Annotated in this window: 8 protein-coding genes; 3 read left to right on the top strand and 5 right to left on the bottom strand. The window is 73.1% G+C overall.

The genetic code is table 11. The annotated features are described in order from the left end of the window. Positions 1-1,529: LuxR C-terminal-related transcriptional regulator (locus tag G3I65_RS49575; protein WP_160702663.1), on the top strand; the 1,529-nt coding region annotated here is incomplete at its 5' end. A 191-nt stretch (positions 1,530-1,720) separates the two neighbouring features. On the opposite strand, the gene G3I65_RS49580 is transcribed toward G3I65_RS49575, so the two are convergent. Then, the gene (locus tag G3I65_RS49580; RefSeq protein ID WP_160702665.1) at positions 1,721-2,812 is read right to left on the bottom strand and encodes a hypothetical protein; all 1,092 of its coding nucleotides are present in this window, start codon (positions 2,810-2,812) and stop codon (positions 1,721-1,723) included. A gap of 194 nt (positions 2,813-3,006) precedes the next feature. On the opposite strand from G3I65_RS49580, the gene G3I65_RS49585 reads away from it, so the two are divergent. Beyond that, on the top strand, positions 3,007-3,579 hold the full coding sequence (locus G3I65_RS49585; RefSeq protein ID WP_160702667.1) for a DUF4328 domain-containing protein: 573 nt from the start codon (positions 3,007-3,009) through the stop codon (positions 3,577-3,579). 11 nt (positions 3,580-3,590) lie between these two features. On the opposite strand, the gene G3I65_RS49590 is transcribed toward G3I65_RS49585, so the two are convergent. The 3 genes from G3I65_RS49590 to G3I65_RS49600 are packed head-to-tail and all read right to left on the bottom strand — an operon-like array spanning position 3,591 to position 5,032. Next, on the bottom strand, positions 3,591-4,172 hold the full coding sequence (locus G3I65_RS49590; RefSeq protein WP_239071925.1) for a carboxymuconolactone decarboxylase family protein: 582 nt from the start codon (positions 4,170-4,172) through the stop codon (positions 3,591-3,593). Further along, on the bottom strand, positions 4,159-4,491 hold the full coding sequence (locus G3I65_RS49595) for a hypothetical protein (protein ID WP_160702669.1): 333 nt from the start codon (positions 4,489-4,491) through the stop codon (positions 4,159-4,161). The genes G3I65_RS49590 and G3I65_RS49595 overlap by 14 nt, the downstream gene beginning before the upstream one ends. Positions 4,492-4,537: 46 nt before the next feature. Next, a complete protein-coding gene (locus G3I65_RS49600) occupies positions 4,538-5,032 on the bottom strand; it encodes an SRPBCC family protein (RefSeq protein WP_160702671.1) in 495 nt (164 codons plus the stop codon). A 156-nt stretch (positions 5,033-5,188) separates the two neighbouring features. Between G3I65_RS49600 and G3I65_RS49605 the strand changes: the two genes are divergently transcribed. Next, positions 5,189-6,067 carry a dienelactone hydrolase family protein gene (locus G3I65_RS49605; protein WP_160702673.1) on the top strand — a complete coding sequence of 293 codons (879 nt, stop codon included), beginning with the start codon at positions 5,189-5,191 and terminating at the stop codon, positions 6,065-6,067. On the opposite strand, the gene G3I65_RS49610 is transcribed toward G3I65_RS49605, so the two are convergent. After that, positions 6,068-8,371, bottom strand: a complete 2,304-nt coding sequence (locus G3I65_RS49610) for a LuxR C-terminal-related transcriptional regulator (protein WP_160702675.1) — start codon at positions 8,369-8,371, stop codon at positions 6,068-6,070. It abuts the gene before it with no gap. Between the last annotated feature and the right edge of the window lie 333 nt (positions 8,372-8,704).

The following is an 8,704-nucleotide window of genomic DNA, read 5'->3' on the forward strand; positions in this document are numbered from 1 at the left end:
TGGCCGAAGACCCCGGCGAACGCGTGCTGCTGCTGACCAGTGCCGCCGATGCGGCGATCGAAGCGGGCCAGCTCTCGCGGGCCCAGACCCTCGCCGAACGGGCCTTGCCCTGCGCGCACCTCCCCAGCACCCGCCTCACGCTGGTCCGGGTGCTGGCCACCGCCGCGGTCAGCCGCGGCCGGCTGCACGAGGCGCACGCGCTCCAGCTGGCCGAAGCCGCCGGCCGGAGCGATCCGCGCGAGGCGGTCACCGTGATGATGGACGCCCTGCACACGACGTGGTTCGCCGGAGACAGCCGTCTCGCCGCCACCGCCGCCGCCCAGCTCGACCTCCTCGCGCTGCCCGGCGACGATCCCGCTTGGCCGGTGCTGCAACTGCAACGCTGGCTGACCGCGCTGTCACTCGACGCGGACACCGAGCGCCTGCCGGACCTCGCAACGGTGCTCGCCCGTGCCGCGGAGTCCCTCGCCGACGAGCCCAGGGACCTGCTCACGACCAGCGGCATCGCGCTCATGGGTGGCCTGGACCGGCAGGCATTGGAGCTGGCCACGCGGGTCGCCGCCGACGTCCGTGCCCAGGGACGGGCCGGTGTGCTGCCCTCGGCGCTCTACTACGTGACCCTCTCCCAGACCTCCCTCGGGCACTACCGCGACGCGATGACCAGCGCGACCGAGGCGCTCGACATCGCCGAGGCCACCGGCCAGCACCACTGGGCCAGCCACGCCGCCGGCACGCGGGCCTACCTGCTGGCCATGCGGGGCGACGAGGACGACTGCCGCCGGATGGCCGACTACGCGCTGGCGTACGAGGGCGGCGGCGTGCACCGGGCCAGATGGGCGCTGGGCCTGCTGGAACTGGGCCACGGCAGGCCACAGGAGGCACTCGACCAGCTGATGCCGCTGTACCACGGCATCGCCCGGCACCAGATGCCCGCCGAACGGTGCCTGCCCGACGTCATCGAAGCCGCGGTCCGGCTGGGCCGGCCCGACCTCGCCGCCGAAGCACTGGCCCGGTTCGAGCACGTGGCCCGGCGCGCCCCCGAACCGGCGATCGCGGCGCTGCTGCACCGCTGCCGCGCGCTCCTGGACCCCGACGACCACGCCTTCGGCCGTGCGGCGACACTGCACGAACAGGACAGCCGGGGCTTCGAGCACGCGCGCACCCGGCTCCTGCACGGGGAATGGCTCCGCCGCACCCGTCGCAAGGCCGAAGCGCGCGAGCAACTCAGCGCGGCACTGGAGACCTTCGACCACATCGACGCCGGGCCGTGGGCCCGCCGCGCCCACAGCGAGCTGATCGCGAGCGGCGCGGCCGCCGCGACCCGGCGGAAACCGGGCGTGCTCGCCCTGCTGACCCCACAGGAACTGCAGATCGTCACCCTCGCCGCGGATGGACTGTCCAATCGGGACATCGCCGCCCAGCTGTTCCTCAGCCCGCGGACGGTGGGCCACCACCTGTACCGCGCCTACCCCAAACTGGGCGTGGGATCCCGCCGGGAACTCGCCGCGGTCGTCCGAGCCGCCCCCTGAGCCATCTTGTGCTCAGACGGCTCCAGCAAAGTCGCGGGCCGGTGGGCGAGCCGGGAGCCGTGGCAAGGTGGGCTGAAGGGGACTTTCCTGCGATGTGCTGAGAGGAAAGTCCCCTTCAGCGCATCAGATGAGAGCAACGTCCCCTTCAGCCCACTTCGGCCGATGCGACTTTGCCGGGACTCTGGGGGTGCTCAGACGAGCCGGGCCGTTCCCATCACCGCGTGGCCCGGGATCCCGGCGATCGCGGACTTGCCCGGACGCGGCGCACCGGCGATCCACAGCTGACCCGTCGTGGCTGTCGCGAGGGCGAACGCCACGGCCACGTTCCGCATCCGGAAGCCGACCGTGCGGCCGTCGGGCAGCAGCGCCCGGCCTTCGATGCGGACGAGGCCGTACCGGTTGATGCTGATCGGCCGGTCGACGACGACGCTCAGCTCGGTCCAGGAATCGGCCGGGACCGGCGAGCGGAACTGGATCGCGCGGCCCACCACGATCAACGCGAAGAGCCCGATGAACACCGCGAGGAACACGGCCCCGCCCTTGGCCGCCGCCAGTGCCCGCTCGTCCGGCAGGTCGGCCGACGCCCACGCGGCGAGGGCGGCCGTGACGCCGTACACCGCCGCCGAGTACCACATCAGGTTTCCGACGTGGCGACGGTAGGCCGTGAGCACCGGGTCGTGCCGCGGTGGGGCCGGCACGCGGGATTCGGCGGGCAGCGGGCGCGCGTCGGGCAGCGGGTGGTCGGTGATCGTTGCCGTGCCGAGGACGCCGGTCCCCGGCAGCGTGACCATCGCCCGGTCACCGAGGCGCAGCAGCCAAAGCCGGCGCTCGCCGGCCAGTTGCACCCGCAGCGGCGCGGGCATCCTGGCGTGCAGCCAGCGGCCGTCGGGCAGGCGGACGCCGACCCGGCGGCCCGCGACGACCAGCCCGTCCGGGGCCGGGACGACCGGTTCGAACCGGGCCCGCAGGAACGGCACGGCTTTCCGGAGCGTCGTGAGGATGGCGACGGTCGTGAGCAGGAGGACGCCGAAGAACACGACGAGGAAGAGCGGGGCGGCGATCCCGAACCGGCCGAAGAGCAGCGCTGTCCCGCCGATGACGAACGGCAGCGGGAGAACCAGATGAGCGGCCGCGCGGCGGCGGGCGGCCGCGTGGAGTTCGCCGAACACCGGTAGCGCGCCCGCGGGCACGGCGGGGTCGGGCTCCCAGAGCCGGACGCGATCGGATCGCTGACTGACGTTCACCGCCGCGCCCGGCCGATTCCCGTTGTCCGGCCTGGACATGGTGCTCCTCTCGCGTCAAGACGTGGTACATGATGCAACACGAGGACCGCGAAGCCGCCACCGCATCACGATTCGGGGCACGGCAAGAAGTTCGCTTGACACGCGGGGCCGCACTTGCTTTTGTTCGTGCTTCACGCACTGGACTTGGGGGGCCGATGCAACCACAATTCTCCGCGCCTGTTCCGCAGAGACCGATGCCGCGGGTCCGGCCGCTCGCCGTCTGGCAGAGCGCGTCCGCGATCCTGATCATCGTGACCACCGCGGTCGGCGTCGCGGACGTCGCGGGCGAGTGGGGCGCGCTCCCGGTTTCCGTCTGGCTCACCGTGGACTGGACCTACCTGGGGATCCACGTCGTCACCGGCATCGTCTTCGTGCGGTGGCTGTGGCTCGCCCGCGCCAACGCCGAGGTGCTCGAACCCGCCCCGCACCGGCACTCGCCCGCCTGGGCGGTGTTCGGCTGGATCGTGCCGATCGTCAGCTTCTGGTTCCCGCAGATGGTCGTCCGGGACGTCTGGAACGCCAGCAACCCCCAGCGCCCGCGCGGGACCGGCCGGCTGTTCCCGACGCCCGGTGGCGAGCTGATCTCCTGGTGGTGGGCCGCCTACCTCACGGACCAGGTGCTGTCCACGATCGGCGGCCGCCTCACCGACAACCCGATGACCGCGCGCGACGTCGACACCGTGGCGGCCGTCGCCGAGGTCGCCGCCGCCGCGCTGGTCATCATGATCAGCGCCCGGGTCACCGCCTGGCAGGAAAACCCCAGCTGAGGAGTTCCGCGTCAGGCGTAGCCGCGCTTGAGCATCATGCCCGCGGCCTCGGCGAACTCGGCGTCGGTCGGGATGGCGAAGCCGAGCGCGTTGGCGTAGCGGGTGACGATGTTGAACACGGCCGCGACCGCGACGGCGTCGTCGAGCTGCCGCCGGGTCACGCCCGCGGCCAGCGCCGCCCGTACCTGCTCGCCCGCCAGGTCGTCGGGACGCAGCGTCATGGTTTCCAGCACCGCGAGCGTGGCGCGCAGGGGCTCCGAAACCGGCGCCGTGTGGTAGTCGGCGAGGGCCGCGTCGGCCACCGCCTTGTCCATGCCGTGTACGGCGATGGCGCGGTGCGCCCCGACGCAGAACGGGCACGAGTTCCACTTCGCGACCATCGCGGCCATCAGTTCCCGCGCCGCGACGGACCATTCGCTCGGTCCGCGCATCGCGGCCTGCGTCCACGCGCCGAGCGCCGTCCCGACGAAACCCTTGTGGTAGAGCGCGACCCGGGCCGCGTCCGGCAGACGCGCGCGCAGCGCCAGGGAAATGACCCGGATCAGCATCCGGTTGCGCAGGCCGTCCCCGCGTTCGACTTCAGGCAGGCGCATCGGTCGCCTCCGCGATCGCCCGGGCGGCGGCGTCCCACCGGGCCAGTCCCGCCCCGACGCAGGCGGACATGACGACCTCGAACGCGGCCTTGTCGCTGCCGGTCACCTGCCGGACGGCGTCGACTTCGGCGTCGGTCACCCGGTAGGAGGCTTCACCGATCCGCCGGGCCAGCTCGTCGTACGGTTCGGCGACGGGCGGCCCGCCCGCCGCCCGGGCCGCTACCGCGGTCCGCAGTGCTGCCTCGGTGATTCCGGTGTGGCCGGCGATCGCCGCGCGCAAGGTTTCCGCGCGGCCGCGGTGCGAGTCGTCGGTGCTCATGTGGCCTCTCCGCCGCTACGTCGGGATCAGGGTGACGGTAGCCGGTTCAGTCCCCGGCGGCATCCCGTCGCGTCGCGGCGCGGAACCGGTCGAGGTAGAGCGGCCATCCCGAGCCGGAGCCGAGGCCGGTGAAGCTCTGCCAGCCTTCGCCGTGGCGGTCGAGGTGCCGGTGTTCGAGCGTGACGCGGGTGCGCCCGGCGCCGTCGGCGGTGAACCGGATCTCCACCTCGCTGGTGTGGCCGGGGTCGGGCTCCAGCTGCCAGCGCGGGCTGATGTCCCAGCTGAGGACCAGCCGCTGCGACGGCTCGCAGGCGAGGACCCGCGCCCAGGTGCACCGGCTGCCGTCGGTGCCGACGTCGTACACGGTGCCGCCGGCCTCGGGCTCGAGAACGGTCCGCTCGATGGGTACCGCGAGCAGGTTGTGCTCGCGGGGCTTGACCTCGTCGAACCGCTCGGTGAACACGCGGAAGGCGTCCTCCGGGGTGACGTCGACGACGACGTCGGCGTGCACTGCGGTCGAGTCTGGTGACGTGGTGCTCATCGGGGTCCTTTCGTCGGTTGACGCACCAGAGGACGAACGGCCGCCCGGCTTCTCGACAGCGCCGGATACGTAATTCTCTCGACGCGCGCCAGCCCACGCGCTCGCTATACCTGGGCCTCCCGTGGTCAGCGGGAGGATTCCGAGAGGACGTTCGCAATGTCGCGGAAAGCACGATGGAAATCATGGGCGGCCGGTGCACTGGGCGCGGTTCTCCTCGCCGCTTCGGGCACGAGCCCGGCATCGGCGGGTCTCGCCGGCGACAACCCGTTCGAGCGCGGGCCGGCTCCGACCGAAGCCTCCGTGGAAGCGGAGCAAGGACCCTTCGCGGTCGCCACCGAAAAGGTCGGCGCCGGCCAGGGGTTCGGTGGGGGAACGATCTCCTTCCCGACGGACACCGGCCAGGGCACGTTCGGTGCCGTCGCGGTCGCGCCGGGTTTCCTGGAGGCCGAAAGCGCCATCGCCTGGTACGGCCCGCGGCTCGCTTCGCAGGGCTTCGTCGTCATCACGATCGCCACGAACAGCGTCTGGGACACCCCGGACGCCCGCTCGGAAGAACTGCTCGCCGCGCTGCGCTACGTCACCGATTCCAGCCAGGCCAAGGACCGGGTCGACCGGAACCGGCTGGCCGTGATGGGGCATTCGATGGGCGGGGGAGGGACGCTGATCGCCGCCAGGAAGGCACCCACGCTGAAGGCCGCGATCCCGCTCACCGGCTGGAGCCCGAACACGAGTTTCTCCGACCTGCGGGTGCCGACGTTCGTCGTGAGCGCCCAGAACGACTTCATCGCCCCGGACGGGACCTTCTCGCGCCCGTTCTACCAGAGCTTGCCGTCCTCTTTGGACAAGGCGTACCTGCTGCTCGCCGGCGCCGGGCACCTGGCGCCGACCAAGCCGAACACGACCATCGCGGAGTACAGCATCTCCTGGCTCAAGCGCTTCGTCGACGAGGACACCCGGTACGAGCGGTTCCTCTGCCCGCTGCCCACGGGTGACCCGGCGATCGCCGCGTACCGGGGGACCTGTCCGCTGATCTGATCACGCCGGACCGGATCCGGGTCCCGTCCGGGTGGCGCTCCGCTCGTTCACCCAGACGGCGACCTGGGTCCGGTTGGCGAGGTCCAGCTTGTTCAAGATGTGCTGGAGGTGGGTTTCCGCGGTCCGCTGGGCGATGACCAGGCGGATCGCGATCTCGCGGTTGCTCAGCCCGACCGCGACCAGCCTGGCGATCTCCGACTCGCGCCGGGTCAACGGCGGCAGCACGGTCGGCTCGTCCTGGCCGCTCGCGGACGTCGCCGGCGGCGCAAGGATCTCGTGCGGGTTCCGCCGCCGCCCCTCGGCGAAGGCGTCCTCGAACCGCGCGTCGCCCAGCGCGCCGCGAGTGGCCCGCAGCAGCTCCCGGTGGGCCAGCGACACGGCGATGTCCGGCTCCGCTCCGCACCGGTCCCACAACGTCGCCGCCGTGCCGAACAACCGCGCCGCGCCCGGCCAGTCTTCGCGCCGGGCCGACGCCCACGCCAGGCCGTCCACCCGGTACGCCGCGGACAGCACGTCCGGCCCCCGCAGGTCGATCTCCAGCGCGTCGCGCATCGCGCGTTCCCCGACGTCGAGGTCGCCGCCGAAGAAGATCTCGGCCGTGCCCAGCCCGAAGAGGGCCATGGACCGGTAGGACTCGTCCCGCGCCGATTCGCACAGCCGCAGCATTTCCGCCAGCAGGTGCCGGGCGCCGGCGAGATCGCCGCGATAAGCCGTGGCCACCGCCTGGATGAACATCGGGTGCAGCCGGCTCCGGACGGCCCCTCGCTCGCCGAAGATCCGCACGGCCTCGGCGGCGTTCTCCAGCGCGTGCGGCTCGACCGCGATCAGCGCCACGAAGGCCCGCGCGTGGCAGAGGTAGGGGACCGCGTCGTCGTCGCCGCTGCTTTCGGCCAGCTTCAGCCGGTGCCTGGCCCCGTCGAGGTCCGCGTGCAGGGCGGCGCAGAGAGCCGCGCGGGCCTGGGCCCTCGCCCGGCCCGGGGCGTCTTCGGCGGCGACGGCGAGCGCGCGGTCGAGCCACTCCCGGATCTCCCACGCGGCGCCGCGGGCCATCCAGTACTCGATCACGCCGCTCGCGATCCGGAGGACGACCGCGGCTTCACCGGGGTCGCGCAGCGACCACGACAGCGCCGCCCGGATGTCGGCGTGCCGGTCGGACAAGCGGGCGAACCAGTCGTCGCGCCGGGGGCCGAACCACTCGGCGTCGGCTTGGTCGAGCAGCCGTACGTGGTGGTCGCGGTGCCGCCGGGCGATCGCCTCCGCGATCCCGGCCCCGGCCAGCCGTTCCTGACCGAACTCGCGCAGCGCCTCCAGCATCCGGAAGCGGACGGCCGCCCCTTCGACGCGCAGCAGCACCGACTTGTCGACCAGACCTTCCACGGCGTCCAGCACCGCGAGCGCGTCGAGCCCCGCCGGGCCGGGCGCCGCGCAGACGTCCTCGGCGGCGGCCAGGTCGAACGCGCCGGCGAACACCGAGCAGCACTCCCAGACCGCGCGCTCGACATCCGTGCACAGGGCATGGCTGCCCTCGATGGTGGCGCGCAGGCTGCGGTGGCGCTCGGGCAGCGACCTCGCACCGGTGGTCAGCACCGCGAGGCTCGCGCTCATCCGGTCGGCGATCTGACCGGGGGAGAGCACGCGGATGCGCGCCGCGGCCAGCTCGACCGCCAGCGGCAGGCCGTCCAGCTGCCGGCACAAGCCCACCACGGCGGCCGCGTTGTCCTCGGTGAGCCGGAACGACGGCAGCACCTCGGATGCCCGGTCGACGAACAGCCGTACGGCGTCGTACGCGATCGCGTCCTCGACGGTCTCTGCGGTCTCCGGCGGCACCGCCAAGGGCGCGACCGGCAGGACCCGCTCCCCGGCGACCCCGAGCGAACACCGGCTGGTCGCCAGGATCACCAGGTCCGGGCACTGCCGCAGCAGGTCGTCGGCCAGCTCGGCGCATGGCGCGACGAGGTGCTCGCAGTTGTCGAGCAGCAGGAGCATCCGCCGCTCGCGCAGGTGGGCCAGCACGGTGTCGCGGGCGGTCCGGGCGGCCGTGTCGTGCAGGCCGAGGCAGTCGGCGAGCGTGCGGGTGACCATGGTGGCGTCGCGCAGCTCGGCGAGGCCGGCCACGACGACGCCGTCCGGGAACGCCCGGGTCACCGAGCTGGCGACCCGGCCGGCGAGCCGCGTCTTGCCCACGCCGCCGGGACCGGTCAGCGTGACCAGGCGGGCCTCGCCGAGCAGGCGCCGCACTTCGCGCTCGTCCTCGGCGCGCCCCATGTAGCTCGTGAGGTCGCGCCGCGCCCCGTCCGCCGTCATCCGCCTCCGTCCACCACCGACATCCTGATCGGTCCCGGCCGCCCTGTCCATGTGGCCCAACGCCCGTTGGGCCGCTCGGCGGCAGGGTACGTATCACGGGGATACGTGTTTCTGTCGACGCGTCCGGCGACGACGGCGGGCCAGACTCGGCGCTCCAGCGCTGCCCGCCCGCCCCGGAGGTCGACGATGACCACCCCTCAGCCCCTGCCCCCTGGTGCCGTGGCGCCGCTCGCCCGCGCGGTCGTCGCGGGCATCCGGCACGCCGTCCCCGAGCACGCCCCGCTGTTCGACGCGGGCGCCGCGGAGTTCGTGGCGGCGCTGCTGAACGGCTCC

It is taken from the genome of Amycolatopsis sp. SID8362 (assembly GCF_010550475.1).
Lineage (GTDB): Bacteria > Actinomycetota > Actinomycetes > Mycobacteriales > Pseudonocardiaceae > Amycolatopsis > Amycolatopsis eburnea.

Coding starts and splice junctions, on each gene's coding strand:
- G3I65_RS49580 (WP_160702665.1), bottom strand. CDS start 2,812: ATGTCCAGGCCGGACAACGGGAATCGGCCGGGCGCGGCGGTGAACGTC.
- G3I65_RS49585 (WP_160702667.1), top strand. CDS start 3,007: ATGCCGCGGGTCCGGCCGCTCGCCGTCTGGCAGAGCGCGTCCGCGATC.
- G3I65_RS49590 (WP_239071925.1), bottom strand. CDS start 4,172: ATGCGCCTGCCTGAAGTCGAACGCGGGGACGGCCTGCGCAACCGGATG.
- G3I65_RS49595 (WP_160702669.1), bottom strand. CDS start 4,491: ATGAGCACCGACGACTCGCACCGCGGCCGCGCGGAAACCTTGCGCGCG.
- G3I65_RS49600 (WP_160702671.1), bottom strand. CDS start 5,032: ATGAGCACCACGTCACCAGACTCGACCGCAGTGCACGCCGACGTCGTC.
- G3I65_RS49605 (WP_160702673.1), top strand. CDS start 5,189: ATGTCGCGGAAAGCACGATGGAAATCATGGGCGGCCGGTGCACTGGGC.
- G3I65_RS49610 (WP_160702675.1), bottom strand. CDS start 8,371: ATGACGGCGGACGGGGCGCGGCGCGACCTCACGAGCTACATGGGGCGC.